This is a genomic window from Bacteroides cellulosilyticus (assembly GCF_020091405.1).
GTDB lineage: Bacteria > Bacteroidota > Bacteroidia > Bacteroidales > Bacteroidaceae > Bacteroides.
The window spans coordinates 6,578,704-6,597,530 of sequence record NZ_CP081903.1 but is presented as its reverse complement, the minus strand read 5'-3'; the positions used below and the strand labels follow the sequence as shown (position 1 = coordinate 6,597,530).

The 18,827-nt window shown below is 45.0% G+C and carries 17 protein-coding genes and 1 pseudogene; 10 read left to right on the top strand and 8 right to left on the bottom strand.

What is annotated here, in order from left to right:
- The first annotated feature begins 96 nt into the window (after positions 1-96).
- The 4 genes from K6V21_RS25235 to K6V21_RS25220 all read left to right on the top strand — a co-directional run bounded on the left by K6V21_RS25235 (position 97) and on the right by K6V21_RS25220 (position 3,707).
- The gene (locus K6V21_RS25235; RefSeq protein WP_005679636.1) at positions 97-369 is read left to right on the top strand and encodes a co-chaperone GroES; all 273 of its coding nucleotides are present in this window, start codon (positions 97-99) and stop codon (positions 367-369) included.
- 38 nt (positions 370-407) lie between these two features.
- Positions 408-2,045, top strand: coding sequence for a chaperonin GroEL (gene groL / locus K6V21_RS25230; protein WP_007664493.1), 1,638 nt, complete (start codon positions 408-410; stop codon positions 2,043-2,045).
- A gap of 265 nt (positions 2,046-2,310) precedes the next feature.
- Positions 2,311-2,529 carry a winged helix-turn-helix domain-containing protein gene (locus tag K6V21_RS25225; RefSeq protein ID WP_007214862.1) on the top strand — a complete coding sequence of 73 codons (219 nt, stop codon included), beginning with the start codon at positions 2,311-2,313 and terminating at the stop codon, positions 2,527-2,529.
- A gap of 158 nt (positions 2,530-2,687) precedes the next feature.
- Positions 2,688-3,707 (top strand): threonine aldolase family protein, encoded by a 1,020-nt coding sequence (locus tag K6V21_RS25220; RefSeq protein WP_007217363.1) that lies wholly within the window; start codon positions 2,688-2,690, stop codon positions 3,705-3,707.
- Positions 3,708-3,904: 197 nt separating this feature from the next.
- On the opposite strand, the gene K6V21_RS25215 is transcribed toward K6V21_RS25220, so the two are convergent.
- A complete protein-coding gene (locus K6V21_RS25215; RefSeq protein WP_224320289.1) occupies positions 3,905-6,415 on the bottom strand; it encodes a glycoside hydrolase family 9 protein in 2,511 nt (836 codons plus the stop codon).
- Positions 6,416-6,730: 315 nt separating this feature from the next.
- Between K6V21_RS25215 and K6V21_RS25210 the strand changes: the two genes are divergently transcribed.
- Together K6V21_RS25210 and K6V21_RS25205 are read left to right on the top strand one after the other, a co-directional pair.
- Complete coding sequence (locus K6V21_RS25210) at positions 6,731-7,702, top strand: DnaJ C-terminal domain-containing protein (RefSeq protein WP_217715364.1); 972 nt, start codon at positions 6,731-6,733, stop codon at positions 7,700-7,702.
- 14 nt (positions 7,703-7,716) lie between these two features.
- The gene (locus K6V21_RS25205) at positions 7,717-8,004 is read left to right on the top strand and encodes a chaperone modulator CbpM (protein ID WP_025831563.1); all 288 of its coding nucleotides are present in this window, start codon (positions 7,717-7,719) and stop codon (positions 8,002-8,004) included.
- Between the two features lie 264 nt (positions 8,005-8,268).
- Here the strand turns inward: K6V21_RS25205 and K6V21_RS25200 are convergent, their stop codons facing one another.
- The 4 genes from K6V21_RS25200 to K6V21_RS25185 all read right to left on the bottom strand — a co-directional run bounded on the left by K6V21_RS25200 (position 8,269) and on the right by K6V21_RS25185 (position 11,725).
- Positions 8,269-9,198 (bottom strand): acyltransferase family protein, encoded by a 930-nt coding sequence (locus K6V21_RS25200; protein WP_224320288.1) that lies wholly within the window; start codon positions 9,196-9,198, stop codon positions 8,269-8,271.
- Positions 9,195-9,356 (bottom strand): hypothetical protein, encoded by a 162-nt coding sequence (locus tag K6V21_RS25195; protein WP_224320287.1) that lies wholly within the window; start codon positions 9,354-9,356, stop codon positions 9,195-9,197. Before K6V21_RS25195 ends, K6V21_RS25200 begins: the two co-directional genes overlap by 4 nt.
- 128 nt (positions 9,357-9,484) lie before the next feature.
- Positions 9,485-10,876: a hypothetical protein gene (locus K6V21_RS25190; RefSeq protein WP_224320286.1), complete on the bottom strand. Its 1,392-nt coding sequence runs from the start codon at positions 10,874-10,876 to the stop codon at positions 9,485-9,487.
- 27 nt (positions 10,877-10,903) lie between these two features.
- Complete coding sequence (locus tag K6V21_RS25185) at positions 10,904-11,725, bottom strand: endonuclease VIII (RefSeq protein WP_217715367.1); 822 nt, start codon at positions 11,723-11,725, stop codon at positions 10,904-10,906.
- Positions 11,726-11,859: 134 nt separating this feature from the next.
- Here K6V21_RS25185 and K6V21_RS25180 point away from each other — a divergent pair, with 134 nt between their 5' ends.
- Positions 11,860-12,234, top strand: coding sequence for a GNAT family N-acetyltransferase (locus K6V21_RS25180; protein WP_254883046.1), 375 nt, complete (start codon positions 11,860-11,862; stop codon positions 12,232-12,234).
- A gap of 207 nt (positions 12,235-12,441) precedes the next feature.
- On the opposite strand, the gene K6V21_RS25175 is transcribed toward K6V21_RS25180, so the two are convergent.
- The 3 genes from K6V21_RS25175 to K6V21_RS25165 all read right to left on the bottom strand — a co-directional run bounded on the left by K6V21_RS25175 (position 12,442) and on the right by K6V21_RS25165 (position 16,157).
- Complete coding sequence (locus K6V21_RS25175; protein WP_217715368.1) at positions 12,442-14,148, bottom strand: acyl-CoA dehydrogenase family protein; 1,707 nt, start codon at positions 14,146-14,148, stop codon at positions 12,442-12,444.
- A gap of 3 nt (positions 14,149-14,151) precedes the next feature.
- Positions 14,152-15,171, bottom strand: a complete 1,020-nt coding sequence (locus tag K6V21_RS25170; RefSeq protein ID WP_217715369.1) for an electron transfer flavoprotein subunit alpha/FixB family protein — start codon at positions 15,169-15,171, stop codon at positions 14,152-14,154.
- Between the two features lie 92 nt (positions 15,172-15,263).
- Entirely contained in the window at positions 15,264-16,157 is an 894-nt protein-coding gene (locus tag K6V21_RS25165; protein WP_007217365.1) for an electron transfer flavoprotein subunit beta/FixA family protein, read from the bottom strand.
- A 488-nt stretch (positions 16,158-16,645) separates the two neighbouring features.
- Between K6V21_RS25165 and K6V21_RS25160 the strand changes: the two genes are divergently transcribed.
- The 3 genes and pseudogenes from K6V21_RS25160 to K6V21_RS25150 all read left to right on the top strand — a co-directional run bounded on the left by K6V21_RS25160 (position 16,646) and on the right by K6V21_RS25150 (position 18,814).
- A complete protein-coding gene (locus K6V21_RS25160) occupies positions 16,646-17,032 on the top strand; it encodes a hypothetical protein (protein ID WP_224320284.1) in 387 nt (128 codons plus the stop codon).
- Positions 17,028-17,510, top strand: a pseudogene (locus K6V21_RS25155) (hypothetical protein); the annotation flags it as partial. The gene K6V21_RS25160 and the pseudogene K6V21_RS25155, both read left to right, overlap by 5 nt.
- 89 nt (positions 17,511-17,599) lie before the next feature.
- The gene (locus K6V21_RS25150) at positions 17,600-18,814 is read left to right on the top strand and encodes a sensor histidine kinase (protein ID WP_224320282.1); all 1,215 of its coding nucleotides are present in this window, start codon (positions 17,600-17,602) and stop codon (positions 18,812-18,814) included.
- Positions 18,815-18,827: the final 13 nt, after the last annotated feature.

The following is an 18,827-nucleotide window of genomic DNA, read 5'->3' as shown; positions in this document are numbered from 1 at the left end:
GTTTGGCACGATTTTCGCAATTTGTTCTGCGTCTCACTAATAACGAGACAAGACATTACTATAATAAATGTATAACATATAAAAAACAAAAGAACTATGAACATTAAACCATTGGCAGACAGAGTGCTGATACTCCCTGCACCTGCAGAAGAGAAAACAATTGGCGGTATCATTATTCCGGATACAGCAAAAGAAAAACCTTTGAAAGGTGAAGTTGTGGCAGTTGGTCACGGTACGAAAGATGAAGAGATGGTATTGAAGGTGGGCGACACTGTTTTGTATGGCAAGTATGCCGGTACTGAACTGGAAGTTGAAGGCACTAAATATCTGATTATGCGTCAAAGTGACGTACTCGCTGTGTTAGGTTAATATAGTAATTATAAAATATTTAAATTGTAAATATCATTATGGCAAAAGAAATATTATTCAATATCGATGCCCGCGACCAATTGAAAAAAGGTATCGATACACTGGCAAATGCAGTGAAAGTAACTCTCGGCCCTAAAGGTCGTAATGTGATTATCGAAAAGAAATTCGGTGCTCCTCACATCACGAAAGACGGTGTAACTGTAGCTAAGGAAGTGGAACTGTCTGATGCATACCAGAATACGGGTGCACAGTTGGTGAAAGAAGTAGCTTCCAAGACTGGTGACGATGCCGGTGACGGTACTACTACTGCTACTGTATTGGCACAGGCTATTGTTGCTGAAGGTTTGAAGAACGTAACTGCCGGTGCAAGTCCTATGGATATCAAACGTGGTATTGACAAGGCTGTTGCCAAAGTGGTTGATTCAATTAAGTCACAAGCTGAAAAAGTAGGTGACAACTACGATAAGATTGAACAGGTTGCTTCTGTATCTGCCAACAATGATCCGGTTATCGGTAAGTTGATCGCTGATGCTATGCGTAAGGTTTCTAAAGACGGTGTAATTACTATCGAAGAAGCTAAGGGTACTGATACTACTATTGGTGTGGTAGAAGGTATGCAGTTCGATCGTGGTTATCTTTCCGCTTACTTCGTTACTAATACGGAGAAGATGGAGTGCGAAATGGAAAAACCATACATCCTGATCTACGACAAGAAGATTTCTAACCTGAAAGATTTCTTGCCTATCTTGGAACCTGCTGTACAAACCGGACGTCCTCTGTTGGTAATCGCAGAAGATGTGGACAGTGAAGCTTTGACTACGTTGGTTGTAAACCGTCTGCGTTCTCAGTTGAAGATTTGTGCTGTGAAAGCTCCGGGCTTCGGTGACCGTCGTAAAGAAATGCTGGAAGATATCGCCGTATTGACTGGTGGTGTAGTGATCAGCGAGGAAAAGGGTCTGAAACTGGAACAAGCTACCATCGAAATGTTGGGTACTGCTGATAAGATCACAGTTTCTAAAGATAACACTACCATCGTAAACGGTGCCGGTGACAAACAAAATATCAAGGAACGTTGCGAACAGATCAAAGCTCAGATTGCTGCTACTAAATCTGATTATGACAAAGAAAAATTGCAAGAACGTCTGGCTAAATTGTCTGGTGGTGTTGCTGTTCTTTACGTAGGTGCTGCTTCTGAAGTTGAAATGAAGGAGAAGAAAGATCGTGTAGACGATGCTTTACGTGCAACACGTGCTGCTATTGAAGAAGGTATCGTACCGGGTGGTGGTGTAGCTTACATCCGTGCACTCGATGCATTGGAAGGTTTCAAAGGTGATAACATTGATGAGACTACAGGTGTTGACATTATTAAACGTGCTATTGAAGAGCCGTTGCGTCAGATTGTTGCCAATGCAGGTAAAGAAGGTGCTGTAGTTGTACAGAAAGTACGCGAAGGTAAAGGTGACTACGGTTACAATGCTCGTACTGATGTATATGAAAATCTGCATGCTGCCGGTGTAGTTGATCCTGCAAAAGTAGCTCGCGTAGCTTTGGAAAACGCTGCCTCTATTGCAGGTATGTTCCTGACTACTGAATGTGTAATCGTTGAGAAGAAGGAAGACAAACCTGAAATGCCAATGGGTGCTCCCGGCATGGGCGGTATGGGTGGAATGATGTAATACCCGTTTTTCCCTGAATTCATAATTATAATAAATGACCACAGCATCTCTCTGAAGGTGCTGTGGTCTTTTTTTCTCTTTTTTGGCCTGTTTTTTCTTATATTACCTGTATATTATTACGAAACTGTTACAATTTTGATTAAAAAGAATATCTTTTGTTCGTTTTTTATGTTTTATAAATAAAAAGTGATACCTTTAGGCTGATAATAGGATAACCTAAACAAATCACCAATCAATTATTTAACCTTTTTAATGACGAAAAGAGATGAACAAAAGCGACATCGGCCTGAACGCAGGCAAAATTTGGAGGTTGCTTAGCAATTATGCCAAGTGGGACTATGGGACTTTGAAGAGAAAGTCCGGGCTGAAGGACAAAGAACTGGGAGCGGCCCTGGGATGGTTAGCTTGTGAAGACAAGATCGTATTGCACCAGGAGGACGGAGAGCTCTACATTTTTTTGGGCGTGAATGTTTATATCGGGTAAGAACGAAAAAACCGATTGAAAACCTAAACGAAAGCGTGGATTGTAAAATCCACGCTTCTTTTTTTCTACTAACGAATTATTTCGTTCCTTTGCATATCCTTTAGAGCTAAAGGATTATTTATACGCTATAACTATTTATCGATAAAATCAATATAACTATGAGAAGTTTTGCTTCAGACAACAATTCCGGTGTACATCCATTGGTGATGGAGGCGCTGAACCGGGCAAACCAAAATCACGCAGTTGGCTACGGTGACGATCCTTGGACTAAGGAAGCCGTTCGCAAAATCAAAGAGACATTTTCGCCTGATTGTGAGCCACTGTTTGTCTTCAATGGAACAGGAAGTAATGCAGTAGCTTTGCAGTTGGCTACCCGCCCTTATAATTTAATTCTTTGTGCGGAGACTGCACATATTTACGTAGATGAATGTGGTGCACCTGCCCGTATGACAGGATGCCAGATACGTCCTATTGCAACGCCGGATGGTAAACTGACGCCGGAGTTGATACGTCCTTATCTGAAGAACTTCGGGGAACAGCATCATTCTCAACCGGGTGCTATTTATATTTCTCAATGTTCGGAATTAGGTACTGTCTATACTCCGGAAGAATTGAAAGCGCTGACTACCCTGGCGCATGAATATGGTATGTATGTGCATATGGATGGGGCACGTTTAGCGAATGCTTGTGTTGCGTTGAATCTCAGTTTCAAGGAACTGACAGTGGATTGTGGCATTGATATTCTTAGTTTCGGTGGAACGAAGAATGGATTGATGTTAGGTGAAAGTGTAATAATCTTCAATCCGGACCTGAAAAAGGAAGCGCTCTATGTACGGAAACAATCGGCTCAGTTAGCTTCTAAATTGCGTTACCTTTCTTGTCAGTTCACAGCGTATCTTACAGATGATTTGTGGAAAAAGAATGCTGCACATGCCAATGCGATGGCACGTAAACTATATGAAGGGTTGCAAACATTGCCGGATGTACAATTCACACAAAAGATGGAGAGTAATCAGTTGTTCCTGACTATGCCTCGTCCGGTTATTGATAGATTGATGAAGTCTTATTTCTTTTATTTCTGGAATGAAGCTGAAAATGAAATTCGTTTTGTGACCTCTTTTGATACGACAGAAGAAGATATTCTGTCTTTGTTGCAGGCAGTGAAGGATAGTTTCTGATTCTTCGTTATCACGCATTTATTTAAATCTGACAATAGAAAAAGCTCCGGACCTTCGCAGGCATGGAGCTTTGGTTTGCGACTTTTTCCCTTGGGGGTGGGAAAAAGTCTACTGAAAACAAACCGATTGAATATTACCTTAAATACCTTTGCATGATAACCTTTAACTAACCTTTTTATAATAACTATGGGTATGAACTATATTCCTGTTGCTTCAAGGACAGGTACGAAAGTATAACCTTTCCGTTTCAGCGTTTTAATCATTTTGTCCAGATAACCATTGTAGAACTTATCTGTACGGCGGTCGTCTGTACCGAAGTGTATCAACATCAGGTGTCCGTTTAATCCTTCTTTTTTCTCTACCTCCATGATTTTGTCATAGATGAACTTACTGCTACGGTATTTGGCACCCATGTCTGGAGTGGTATAGTCCGCATTGCTCATCGTGCCGGGTGTATAATTGATAAGTTGTATACCCATATTCTTTGCCCATGCGGCAATTTCCTTATTATAATATTCGTAGGGCGGGATATAGACAGGAGCGTCTTTATACTCGATGCCTGCTTTGAGCAGACCTTCGTAACTTTTCAGCATATCCTGTTCAAACTCCTCGCGAGTCACTAACAGTGAGTCACGGTTTTCCCACGGCATATACAATAAATGTCCGTAACTGTGACTGCCTACCAGATGACCTTCTGCACGCAGGCGCTTTACCACATCAGGATACAGCTCATAAAATTCACCGGTGAAGAAGAAACCGCCTTTGATGCCATGCTTTTTCAGCGTACTGATGATAGCATCTGCGCCGTCGGCTTTATCAGCGGCAGTGAAAACGAGGGTTATTTGTTTCTTTGACGGGTCGGTACGGATGATACCTCCGTTCACGTATACATTCTTGTCGCTCTGGATGCCTGCTTGCTTCATACCCTCTTTCTGCATGGCAGAGAGATAATAAGTGAGACAAGCAGTTCCGTCCATGGTCGGTTCATTCGTGGAGTAATCGTGGATGGCATCATGATAAACCATCAGGTCGGGCTGGAAACGTTCGTAATCCTGACCGGGAGTGCCGGGAATACCCGTCATATTTACTCCACGCAGGCTTTCGAAGATGGTACGGTAAACGGGACCGTCCACTACGCCACCTGTGGTATTGCCTACACCTGCATTGAGTAGGGAAGAGTGCGGTTGGGAGGGATAATCTCCGTAAAGAGGAAGTTCCACAATCATACTGGTGCCCCAGGGGTTACAACCGAATAGCCAGTCGAGCATGGCGGCTTCCATTTCCTTGTAACTGTCGTCACCTGTTGTTTCACGATATAGACGGCATTGCGTCAGCATGGCAGTAGTCAGATTGTTTGAACACCAAGTATAGGGGATACCGTGCATAAAGGGGCTTTCGACAGCTTTTTCGTAAGTACGAACGATGCCTGCACGCATATTGCGGATAAATTCTTTACTGAGACGGTCATTGTTTACGGTTGCCAGGTGATAGTGCCCCATGTTCATAAACGGATACCATTGATAATGGCGTGCACTGTCGGCGCCCATCCACGGGGTAACGGGTTCGCGGCGTCCGTATTCAACGGCTTGTTCCAGATATTTCAAGTCTCCGGTGCTTTTGAAAAGTTCCATAGCACCGAGTTCCATATCATCCACCCAGTTATCTTCTTCGTAGATATAGGGAGATTTGACAGATGCCGTCTGGCAAGCACCCGGTTTCTTTACGCCTTCCTGATAGGCAGCATCGGCCTTTGCACCGATTTCGGCAGCAAATTCAGGATAGAAATCTTTCAGAAGACGGGCACCGAGAGCGAAGCAGGAAGCAAACTTGCCTGCTGTGCTGGCTACACCCGTGGTTGCGTTCATGAACTGACCGCGCACCTGAGGCTCGCCGCTACAGAAATAAACGGGGCGTCCCTTGCCCGGACCGTAACCGTAATCCACCTCGTCTTTGTTGGGCAGACGCATACCGGCATGGTCGCGGTCGTCAGCAATCTGGTTGTACAATTCGCCGGGGGCCGGGTTCATGCGGTTCAGCCAGTCGAGACCCCACTTTATTTCGTCTACGATGTCGGGGATACCGTTGGCGCCTGGCAGTCCGGCTGCATCGTAGAAGTCACCGAAAGCTTCCGGGTTTTCCTGATAGGCAAACATCATCTGGTAGATGGTATTTGCGGAAGTAGTGGTGTATTGCAGATAGTCGGTGGCATCGTGCCAGCCACCGCGGACGTCGATGTGCTGTCCTGTCTTGGTGGGGTGATACAGGATATAGCCGTCGTGCACATGGCAACTGTCTTTCAGGAAAGGGTTGTAGCCGCAACGCTGCTGGCGCATGTAGTTCAGCAGGAAGTCGGCGGTGCCGTTGTACACGTGGTTGTTGATGGGGAAATTGGGAGAAACAGCTTTGCCTGCTTTCAGGTAGTAAGTTCCCGGCTGATTGAAGTCGCTGAAATTCAGACGATAGGTACTTTTCATGAGGCCCATCTTTCCGGTTGCTTTGGTGGAGGTGAAGGTGCGGACAGTTTGTCCGGTGAAAGCGTCTACCAGTGCATACTCTTGTATGTCAGCCGGTTCTTCGCTCATGAACACTGCCACTTTTACAGCTTGCGGCAAGTAGCCAAGTTGGTTAATACGTATCCATGCATCTGCTTTTACTTGCAGGACGATGAAGGTGAGTGCTACCGTAAGTAGCCAATGGTTACTTTTCATAATAAGTCAATATATTAAGGTTGGGGGAAATCTGCTCTCCGTAACTGCATTATTCAAATACAAATAAAGTGTTTTCCGCTTATTTTAGGAACTTTTAGTAGGGATAATTAATTGATGTTATGTGTCGTTTACATTATTTTAAAATTCAAATAGTGTTAATAAGGATTGTATAGAAGGGTTAATTAGTTGTGTATCTTTGTATTGTAGTCTGTAATACTTCTTTTTAATTTTCGTTTACGTATTTTAGTATTCAAAAGGTGGGCTTGGTGCGTTATTTGTGATAAGGTATATAAGAAAAAACTAAAATTATAGACTATGGCTTATATAGATTATTATCAAGTCCTTGGGGTGGACAAAAAGGCAAGTCAGGATGATATAAAGAAAGCGTTCCGCAAGTTGGCACGCAAGTATCATCCTGACCTGAATCCGAACGACTCTACTGCCAAGGATAAGTTTCAGGCAATTAATGAAGCGAACGAAGTGCTGAGCGATCCTGAAAAGCGTAAGAAGTACGATGAGTACGGCGAGCACTGGAAGCATGCCGATGAGTTTGAAGCTCAGAAGCGAGCCCGACAGGAGGCGGGTGCCGGTGGTTTCGGCGGATTTGGAGGTGGCGGCTTCGGTGGTTCGGGCGCAGGATATGGCTCGGATGGCAACGGCAGTTACTGGTATTCATCCGACGGGCAGGAGTTTTCCGGAAGTGCCGGTGGCGGTTTCTCTGACTTTTTCGAGTCTATGTTCGGACATCGGGGACGTAGTGGAGGCGCTAATGCCGGTTTCCGCGGACAGGATTATCATGCAGATTTAAGTCTGTCTCTCCGCGATGCGGCACAAACCCATAAGCAGGTTCTGACCGTGAACGGAAAGAATGTGCGTATCACCATTCCTGCCGGAGTGGCGAACGGACAAGTTATCAAGCTGAAAGGTTACGGCGGCGAAGGTGTGAACGGCGGCCCTGCCGGTGACTTGTACATTACGTTTGTGATTGCGGACGACCCGGTATTCAAACGTTTGGGCGATGACTTGTACGTAGACGTGCCCATCAATCTTTATACCGCTCTTTTGGGTGGCGACCAGTTGGTGGACACTTTGAACGGACAGGTGAAACTGAAAGTGAAACCCGAAACCCAGAATGGCACGAAGGCCCGTCTGAAAGGTAAGGGGTTCCCTGTATATAAGAAAGAAGGACAGTTCGGTGACCTCATTGTGACTTATTCCGTGAAACTGCCGACGAACTTGACGGAAGAACAGAAAGAGCTGTTCCGTAAACTTCAAAGTATGAACTAAAAGGAGGTAGTACCATGCAGAACGAATTAATCATAGTCAGCGAATATTGTCGCAAATGCCACATCGAACCGTCGTTTATTGACTTGTTGCAGGAAGGTGGTCTGATAGATGTAACAACCGAAGGTGGTGAACGTTATCTGACGTTTACCCAACTGCCGGACGTGGAACGTTATAGCCGCATGTATTATGACTTGTCCATCAATATGGAAGGGATCGATGCCATTCATCATCTGTTGCAGCGTATGGAAGAGATGCAACGGGAACTTCATGAGTTGCGCAGTCAGTTGAGGCTGTTCAGATGATATCTGAAGAGAATATTATTTTACAAAAAGCAGATACTTACCTCGGGTCGTATATTTAGGGTACCTCAGTCGTATACTTAGGGTATCTCAGTATACGACTGAGGTACCCTAAGTATACGACTGAGATAGCCCCTATTTATATGCGCTCATAATCAAATGGTTACGTTTTGTTTTTAAGTTGGTAATAAATTTAGATAAATAAACGAAAACACTTCACTCATTTCGGAGCGGTAATGAATTTAATTCTATTGAAATGCCAATTTTTTATATGAGCATCTTTTTCCCGAAGAAGAAAGGAGAGAGGCGTGCTTTATCCAGACAGAATGCCATGAAAATGCTACCGTACAGGGTGGTGGCTGTGGCGGTGCAGAGAAAGCATATTCCTGTCGGGTCGAATGAAAAGAGAGGCAGAAAGAGTTTGGATAGTGCGGTAAAGATGGGGGAGAAAAGAAGAATGGGCAATGTGTTCTTTCCGATGAACAGGGAAGCCTGTTTCACTGTATAGGGGAGATATTTGTAGATGTACAGCGAGAAGCTGATGACCAGTCCGGTGATTAATATTCCTCCTAAAGTGCCTCTGTTCAGATTCTCCGGCTGACTGCACAGAAAGATCAGAGGGATAATGGCAAGAAAAGAAGAGGGAAAACAAGACAGGAACGAACGTTTGCCTAGATGGATAGCGGTGCCTGCCATGAAATAGAAAGCATTGGCAAATGTCAGCAAATGAAAGACGTCGGAGAAAAGTAGAAGAAGACTGCCTGTTGCCAACAGACGGATAAATGGATTTGCCCGGAGATAAGTATGTACGAAATAATGGCTTGTGCCACATAATATGAATGTGTGTAGATACCAGTAAGGCCCAATGGGATCAAGCAGCACTTTGCTGAATAGAACTGAGGCGCTGATTTCTTTTATCCCGTCCCAAACGGGAAACAGCGTAGACATGCAGGCATAACTGATTTCCATAATGGCGTATGGAATGAATATCCATGCCATCGCTTTCAGAAAAACTTTCGGCTTTTTATGCACATTAATCAGATAACCCGAAATCAACAGAAAGGCGGACATATGGAAAGTATATACGATGCTTTTGACGTACGGATACTTACCTCCTATATAGCTCAGGTGGAAAATGACCATGAGTATGATAAACAGGCATTTAAGATAGTCCAGCTCTTGAATGCGGTTCCTCATGATTGTATCAGATTTCCACCTTCGCCACAACTGATTTCAAGAATCCGGCTTTGGGGAGTGACGGAGGTGAATCGGTGAATGTAGGGAAGGAAATGAAGTTCACTGGTCGCTGCCAGTTCCTGAAAGTAAGTCTTTCTATTTTCGTGTCTTTGCTGCATACGTTTAGTTATATGTTTTGATGCAACAAAGTTAGGTCTGTGCGGGCTGGAAAAGAAAAAAAACGGATGACATTCTAAAAAATCAATCCGTTGTAAATGAGTGAAATACTATGGTCGGTTATGACATTTTACTCTTCGTTTGCCTCTTCCGTCTCCATTTTTAGCTTCAACCGGCGTTTGCGTTGGGCAACGATGCCGGTGTCGGTGTTACCGAAGCAAAGAGCGATGGCGAAAGTGCTTAATCCGGTAGAAGCGAGACAGGAATAAAGCAAATCCGCTTCCGTCAGTTTGGGATATTGGTTTTGCAGTTGACAGATGTAATCTCCGTAGATTTCGAAAATGACTTGTTTCAACTCGGTCTGTTCCTTTTCGGTCATCACTTTGATGTTCTTCTTTTCCTTGCTGTTTTGAGCGGCAAGAGTGTCGAGGCGGCGGGAGATGGGAGTGCGACGGAAGGAAATGCTGCGCAACTGGCTGATTTGTTCTTCCATTTGTTGCAGCATATGTTCTTTTTCGTGGCTTTCGGAGTGTAAGTTCTCTTTCAGCAAAGTTATTTTCTCGCGGAGATTTTTCAGTTCGTTCTCGTATTCCAGCCGGATGATACGTTTCCGTTTCCGGAGAGTTTGCACAAAAAGCAGGAAGATGAAGGTGGCGGTTACAAGCACTAAAATGCCTAAGCCGATGTACAGATGTTGTTTTTCTTTTACTATGCGCACTTTCATTTCGGCTTCATGTTGGTAAGCCAGTTTTTCCAGCTCGGTGGTTTTTTGTTGGGCGTAGATGGTATCAGCACTCATGGTGTAGGCAAGCAGGTGTTCGTAGGCTTTCTGATGGTTGTCGAGGTGCGATTCCAACTGGGCGCTATAAAAATAAGCCGGCAGCCGTGCGTCTATCTCCGGGCAAGCCATTCCTTTCTTATAATAATAACGGGCGGAGTCTGCGTCGCCTTTCATGCGGTATACCTCGCCCAGAACGGCATATTGTTTCGATGGAGACTGGCCTGCGGGGGTATAGCGGATGGCAAGTTGTATGTAGTGGGCTACCGAATCCCATTGCCTCAGGCGCTGGTGCATATATTCAAAGTGGCTGTATAGTTCGTAGAGCATGGCGGAGTCGTTTACGGCATGTGCCAGGCACAGGGCTTTTCTTTGCAGCCGTTCTCCATTTAAGGAGTCCTGCATGTGATTCAGGGCACTTCCCATACAGTTGAGCCGGCTACTCATGGCGGAGGTATCTTTCAGGATCGAGTCGCAGACGTAAGCCTGATGAAGCATATCGTATGCTTTGTCGAATACGCGGTCCCACAGGTACATTACTCCTAAATTATAGCATATCACGGAGCGTTTGCTCAGGTCTTCCACCTCTGGAAGTACCTGGTAGTAGATTGCCATGGCTTTTTCCGGTTGCTTGTTCTTTTGCAGCTCGATGGCTTCATTGATGCGGTCGTCTATGCTCTTTTGGGGGCGCAGACCGCATGAGATGAAGCATGATAATAATAGTAGAATAGTAAATAGCTTCATTGGATTGTGTATTAAAGTACGCTTGTTTTATTGCTGGCAGCATGGACAATAGTAAACACTGCCGCCCAGATAAGCCTCTTTTATGATTCGTGAACCGCACTGCGGGCAGGGCTTCGTATATGTATTCTTGGAAAGCCGGGTTATGTACTTGCCGGGGATTCCGTAGAAGTCTTTTTCCGTATCACGCACTCCTTTCTCAATCATATCCGCCAGCGTGTCTTTGACGGCATAGAAAAGCTGTTCTTTATCTTCAGCGGACAAGGTGCTGATTTTTCGTTTGGGATGGATGCGGGCATTGTACAGAATGTCCTGCAATACACCGTTACCCAGTCCCGGAATGCGTTGTTCCGTAGCCAGCAATGCTTTCACCGAAATGTCTTTTCCGATGCCTGCAATCATGCTTTCAAAGAAAGGAAAGTCGAAACGGTCTTCCATCGGGGAAACTTTTTCTATGCCGCCACGGTAGTAGATATTATCAAATTCTCCTTTAAAAGCATAGATGGCACCATACATGGCTACTGTAAAGACGAGATACGTGTCATCTTCAAAAGCGATGAGTAACTGAAATTTAGTAGGGCATTTCTCTGTGGCGGTATAATATTTCATATGGGTGCCGTCACCGATGGCCAGATGGGTATCTTCATTGAAACAGATGTCAATGAAAGAGCCGTAACCATTGACGGATTCTATGGTCTTTCCTATCAAGAGTTCCGGATATTTCGTTGCGTCTCCATTGAACCAGGCAAAGCGGTGCGGACTGGTGGCGTTCATTACATCGGCAACAATCTTGCCTTTCAATACGTCTGTTGCCTGGCGGCTAATGGTAGTAGATTCAGGAATTTCTATCATAGCTGTCTAATTTTAGCTTTGACAAATGTACACGAAAAAAACTGATTCACAGACATGCAGCATTATTTTTTTGATTATTTATTCGTTTGCATACTTTAGTGGCAGAACTTGACGGGCAACTGATAGGGCACGTCATGTTTACAAAAACGTATGTCGCCCAACCGGACGGCAGCAAGTATGATACCCTGATGGTGGCTCCATTGTCTGTGTTATTGGAATACCGCAATGCAGGTATTGGCTCTGCCTTGATGAAAGAAGGTTTCCGCATTGCCGAAGCGTCAGGCTACGGGGCGGCTTTCCTGTTGGGTGATCCCAATTATTATCAGAGATTCGGCTATAAGCTATCTCACCTGTATGGCATCGGTCACGAAATTTATCCGGCTGAATACCTTCTGGCTAAAGAAATCATTTCCGGGCGGAGGTTATATCGCTGTTTCCGAATGTTGCTGGGTGGTCAACTATTATGCCCAGATGGAAACCCGTATGCGGGACTTTCTGTAAGAGAATGATAACAGCATAGCGGCACAGAAGTTCGTTGCTCTGATGAAGAAGGATATTCTGGTCTATCAGCGGTATAAAGAGTTTTTTGGTTATGTATTCTTTATAGGACAGAAATGTGATTCGAAACCTATAGAAAGATAAGTCTCTGACTTGTATAAACTAAGAAAGCTGTCTCTTTGGTGGAGACAGCTTTCTTTATCTTATTCGTCAGTCAATTACTTGCGATAGCTTTCCAACTCCTCAGCCTTGAACTTGCGGATGAAATTGAAGTGCTTTTCTACTTCAGCTTCAGCATAGTTCAGATAAACAACAGCTGATTTCGCGAACAACTCAGGAGCTTTGGTAGCATCCTGAATGAGGAGATGAGACATCACGCATACAGCAGCCATTTCGTAAAGACGACGGGCTACGAAATCCAACAGTTCTTGGTTGGCAGCTTCTTTCGTTGCATTGGTGGCAGCTTCAAACTTATTCGTCATCTCTTTCAAGCGATCCATCAACGGTTGCATTTCTTCGCTGCAAGGAATTGTTTCGTAATCGCGGAGAGTAGCGGCATACGAACCGTTTGTTACATAACGGATGGCAGCTACAGTCTGCAATTGAGTTGTACCTTCGTAGATGCTGGTGATACGGGCATCTCGGTAGATACGTTGACAGGCGTATTCCAACATAAAACCGGAACCACCGTGAATCTGAATACAGTCGTAAGCATTCTGGTTGGCATATTCGGAATTCATACCTTTGGCCAGCGGAGTAAAGGCATCAGCAAGTTTGGAATACTTCTTTTGTTCCTGACGTTCTTCCGGAGTCAGTTTACGTTCGCGGGAGATATCATCCAAAGCTTTGTAAATGTCCACATAGCGAGAAGTTTGGTACAACAAAGCACGACCCGCATCCAACTTAGCTTTCATGATAGCCAGCATGTCATATACAGCCGGGAATTCAATAATAGCTTTATTGAACTGTTTACGATCCTTTGCATATGCCAGACCTTCATTATAGGCAGCTTGTGACAAACCTACCGACTGTGCAGCGATACCCAGACGGGCACCGTTCATCAATGCCATTACATACTTGATCAAACCGAGTTTACGATCACCGCAAAGTTCAGCCTTTGCGTTCTTATAAACAAGTTCACAAGTAGGAGAACCGTGGATACCCAACTTATTCTCGATACGGCGTACATCTACACCACCTTCGCGCTTGTCATAGATGAACATGGAAAGTCCACGGCCATCTCTGGTTCCTTCTTCCGAACGGGCTAGTACGAGGTGCAGGTCAGCGTCACCATTTGTGATGAAACGTTTTACACCATTCAGGCGCCAGCAATTTTCTTTTTCATCAAATGTGGCTTTCAGCATTACGCTCTGTAAATCAGAACCGGCATCAGGCTCTGTCAAGTCCATAGACATGGTTTCTCCGGCGCAGATACGTGGAATGAAACGGCTGTGTTGATCTTCGTTACCGAATTCATACAGTGTTTCGATACAATCCTGCAAAGACCAGATATTACCAAAACCGGCATCGGCAGCAGCCACGATTTCAGCACACATGGTATACGGAGTGATCGGGAAGTTCAATCCACCGAAGCGGCGGGGCATAGTCATGCCGTTCAGGCCGGCTTTCACCATGGCATCGAGGTTTTGTCTCGTACCGCTGGCATATTCTACGCGACCGTCGGCACAGTGAGGACCTTCTTCGTCCACGCCTTCAGCGTTCGGGTTAATAATTTCTCCAGTGATTTCTCCGGTGATTTCAAGCACCTTATCATAAGAGTCCATCGCATCCGAGTAGTCCTGCGGAGCGTAGTCAAATTTGTCTTTATCTTCGTATCCGCGCTCTTTCAGCTCGCAGATACGTTCCATCATCGGGTTGTTCAGTTGGAACTTCAATTCAGGAACTTCGGTATAAAAATTAGCCATAGCTTACTTACTGTTCTGTTTGTAGTACTTAATCATTTTCGGGATCACTTCTTCCACCGTGCCATTAATTACATAGTCGGCGATGGTATTAATCGGAGCATTCTCATCATTGTTGACAGAGATGATGATGCCGCTCTCCTGCATACCGGCGATGTGCTGGATTTGTCCGGAGATACCGCAGGCGATATATAATTTCGGACGTACCGTAACACCTGTCTGGCCAATCTGACGATCATGGTCGCAGAAGCCAGCATCAACAGCTGCGCGGCTGCCGCCTACTTCAGCGTGAAGTTCTTTAGCCAGTTCGAACAGCATGTCGAAGTTTTCACGGCTACCCATACCATAACCACCGGCTACGACGATAGGAGCACCTTTCAGGTTGTGTTTCGCTTTCTCTACATGGCGGTCGATTACTTTTACTACATAGTCTGTAGTCGGTACATATTTGGCAACGTCATGGTTGATAACTTCGCCCTGATACTTGTCATTAAGAATCTCTTTCTTCATCACACCTTCACGAACGGTTGCCATCTGCGGGCGATGTTCGGGGTTGACGATGGTTGCCACGATGTTACCACCGAAGGCGGGACGGATCTGATATAACAGATTTTCATATACCATACCTGCTTTTTTATCTTCGTGCTCACCGATTTCCAGTGAAGTACAGTCGGCAGTCAATCCGCTGGTCAGTGCAGAAGAAACGCGCGGACCGAGGTCACGACCGATAACAGTGGCGCCCATCAGACAGATCTGCGGTTTTTCTTCCTTGAACAAATTGATGAGTACGGAAGAGTGGGGCAGTGAAGTATAGGGGAACAAGCCCGGAGCGTCGAAGATGTGAAGACGGTCGACGCCGAAAGGTAATACTTGTTTTTCGATACCAGCAAGGTTAGTACCGGCAACAACGGCTTCCAGTTGGCAGCCCAGTTGGTTAGCTAACTTGCGTCCTTTGGTAAGGAGTTCGAGACTTACTTCGGCAACTACGGTGCCTTCAAGCTCACAATATACAAATACGTTATTCATAACTTTTAGTTTTTAGCTACTAGCTACGGGCTACAAGTGCTATTCAGTATAATGGCGCAGCAACTTGTAGCTTGTCGCTTGTTGCTCGTAGCTTAGCCAATCGTATGATTGGCGAGTAGTTCAACAATAAGATCTTCTACATCCTGGTCGCTTCCGGTCAGTGTACGGCTTTCTTTGGCTTGGAAAGAGATGTTCTGAATGGTTTTTACTTTAGTGGGCGAACCGCTGAGACCGCATTGTGCCAGGTCACCGTTCACGTCTGCCACACTCCATTCGGTGATGTTCAGATAAGGATACTTCTCGTAGAGGTCGGCATAAGGCAGGGTAGCGCCTTCTTTGGTGATAGCAGCTTTTTCCTGTGCACCGAGAGCACGTTTGTACTTCTGTACCAGCTTAGCGTTGCGTGGGCGGCAGGGAGCTGCACTTCCGTTCACAGTAATAACGATGGGCAGAGGGCCTTCTACAGTTTCCACACCACCGTCAATGTGACGTTTCACGACAACACGTCCGGTAGTTTTCTCCACATTCAGAATTTCTTCGGCATAAGTGATCTGTGTCAGACCGAGCTTTTCAGCAACTTGCGGACCCACTTGAGCCGTGTCACCGTCGATAGCCTGGCGTCCGCCGATGATGATGTCATATTCGCCTATCTTCCTGATGGCAGTAGCAAGAGCGTACGAAGTGGCAAGGGTATCTGCACCTGCAAAAGCACGGTCGGTCAACAGATAGCCGTTGTCGGCACCGCGGAACATTCCTTCACGAATAACTTCGGCTGCGCGTCCCGGTCCCATTGTCAGGATGGTTACGGTAGAGCCCGGATGTGCATCTTTCAGTCGGAGGGCTTGCTCAAGAGCGTTCAAGTCTTCGGGGTTGAAGATGGCGGGGAGTGCCGCACGGTTAATGGTTCCGTCGGCTTTCATGGCATCTTTCCCAACATTACGTGTGTCGGGAACTTGTTTAGCCAATACTACGATTTTCAAACTCATGTTATTAATTATTAGTATTAGTATTTCTTTGGAGTGTCATCGCCGGGAATAGGAGTAGGAGGTACACGGTGTCCAGCTACTGAAATTATCCGGTTAACTAATTATCAGCGTGCAAAATTAGTCAAACTGTTCGTTCTGACAAGAAATGCGGGCAAAAAATGCACATACAGAACGGTTTTGAGCAAAAGAGGGTAGAAAAAACACATCGTTTTTGATTGTGTTTATCGTTAAAAATCACTTGTTGGTTGAATCTATTTTCTTTGTTTCACTCCTGCGGTTACATTTGTCGCAGAAACGAAACAGGTATGATAACAGAAGAAACATTGAAGGATATAGCGGAAATGCTGGATATATTCGGTCCTGCAATTTTTTCTATCGGTATCAGAATCATGCAGATGATGACGAGACGAACGGGCACGTAGTAGGTGCGGGATATACGTTTAAGTTTTAAGTGAATGATTTATTAGTCACATAAATAAATGATGGAAATGAAACGAATACAGAAAATAGGGATTTATGCAGTGTGTTTCTGCTTGTGTGTCGCGTGTAGTGCTGATAGTCCTTTTGATGATTGGGGAGAGAACGGAACGGATGGGGGAACGAATCCCGGTGGAAGTTCAGGCAGTTCGGATGCTTCGGGTACATTACTTGACTTTGATGTTTCGTGGGAAGATATAGCCGATAATTCATATGTTGAAATAGCTGAAACTATCATAACCGACAAGGATGATGACGAATATGATGACTTTATAGAGAATTCATCATTCGCTTCTTCCATACAAATAGCATATGCTAATGGTTTGGCAACGGTGACAGGCTCTGTGAGTGGGGTTACAGTAACCACAAACGGAGCACATGTCACAGTAAACTTATGATGACTGTATGAATGCTTCTAAAAGCATTGTTATCAACGGTGGCAATATCTATTGTTACAGCAGTGGAAATGATGGTGTCGATTCTAACGGTACCCTGACTATTACCGGTGGTACGATTGTCTCTATCGGTACTACATCTCCCGAGGAAGGATTTGACTGCGATCAGAATACTTTTAAGATAACAGGAGGAACTATCTTGGGAATCAGTGGCGGCACTAGTACTCCCACGTCCAGCGTTTGTACACAACGCACGGTTATCTATGGCGGTTCGGGTAGTAAAGGTACGCTTTTGAGTATTCAAGGTTCTGATCAGGTGATGTCTTACACTATTCCCCGTGCTTATTCGCAAATGACATTGTTGTTCAGCAGTTCGAAGTTGGCATCGGGCACCACTTATACGATTTATACAGGCGGTTCGGTGACCGGAGGTACTGAATTCTATGGATTGACTGTTGGTGGAATCTATACAACAGGTTCAGATGAAAAGCTCCTCCTTGTCTATTTCTTTTGTTAGTTAATCGAAAGTCTGCTATATTTGCCATGACATCTCTAAAAAGGAAACAAAACATGAAGAAAGTGTTTGCCCGTGCTACCTATAAACGTTACCTGCCGGAAATGATGATCTACATTGCTGTGTGGCTTATCGTACTGATGGTGCCGGTGGTAAGCAATTTCTTCGAACTTTTATCGGGTAAGGTGGAAGTGATGCGATGGAAAGGAGTTTTTATTTTATGGCTCAATGTGTTGCCATTCTTTTTCCTTTTCTTGTTGAATAATCGTGTGCTTGCTCCTTTCCTTTTCCTGAAGCAGAAAGTGGTAGTGTATGTAGTAGTTGCCATATTATTATCTACGTTCACTTTCTGGGTAGTGGATATGGTGTCTCCCAGTCGTCCTGTCATGAAGCGGCAGCAAATAGAACAGAGAATGCGCGACCGGGGAAAGGAAGGTCCCGGACCGAGAGAGCATGATGCTCCCGGTAAGCCTTCGGGACCGGATATGCCGTCTGTACGGGGGGAACGTCCTGATCCTCGGCATTCTGACTTCCCGCGTCCGCCTTTCGAAGAGATGCCTTTCTTTGTGCCCCTGTTTCGTGGACCTTTTCTGGGGCGCATGCTGATAGCTTTGCTTATGTTCAGTTTCAACATTGCTGTTAAGCTGTTTTTTAAGTCAGTATGCGATCGGGAGGCTATGAAAGAACTGGAGCATAACAATCTTCAGACGGAGTTGGATTATCTGAAATACCAGATAAATCCGCACTTCTTCATGAATACTCTCAATAATATACATGCATTGGTGGATATTGATACGGAGAAGGCCAAACAAACCATTGTCGAGCTTTCACGGTTAATGCGCTATGTGCTTTATGAATCGAATAACCGCTTGATATCGCTTTCCAAGGAGTTGCAGTTCCTCAATCATTATATAGAGTTGATGCGCATCCGCTATACGGATAAAGTGCGGATAGATGTATCTTTTCCTACGGATACGGGCGAAGTACAAGTACCGCCCCTATTGTTTGTTTCGTTTGTAGAGAATGCTTTTAAGCATGGTGTCAGTTATCAGCATGCTTCATTCGTATCAGTCTGTTTGCAGGTGGTGGGAGAGGAAATTCATTTCGTTTGTTCCAACAGTAATTATTATAGGTCCGAAGATCAGCACCACGGTATCGGTCTTGATAATATCCGTAAGCGTTTGCGTCTGTTGTTCGGTGAGCGTTATAAACTATCTATTGATGATACGGCCGATTGCTTTGATGTGCAGTTGCTTGTGCCGGTGAGTTAATACAGAATGGAGG